The organism is Neisseria sp. P0014.S009 (assembly GCF_051958155.1).
In the GTDB taxonomy this organism is placed as follows: Bacteria; Pseudomonadota; Gammaproteobacteria; order Burkholderiales; family Neisseriaceae; genus Neisseria; species Neisseria flavescens_C.
The window spans coordinates 1-236 of sequence record NZ_JBQCVS010000262.1; the positions used below are offsets into that span (position 1 = coordinate 1).

Genomic DNA, 236 nt, shown 5'->3' on the forward strand with positions numbered 1-236 from the left:
GCGTGAATACGCACCTGGTTCGGATGTTGTATTGGATGGGCGCGTATACCGTTCTGCTGGCATCAATCTACGGGTAAAATCGGATGAACGAGGTAAAAACGAAGACCAACGCTTCGATACTGCGTGGCGCTGTAGAAACTGCGGTACATCTGGCGTGACGCGTTACAAATATAGCTGTAGTGATATCCAATGTTCTTACTGCGGTGAAAGTATTCCTTTTGATGAACAATGTACGG

The 236-nt window shown here is 47.0% G+C and carries 1 protein-coding gene; it reads left to right on the plus strand.

From position 1 onward, the window contains the following. Window positions 1–236, plus strand: a 236-nt coding sequence (locus tag ACTHS4_RS12585) for a hypothetical protein (protein WP_440366056.1), incomplete at both ends; no start/stop codon positions are given.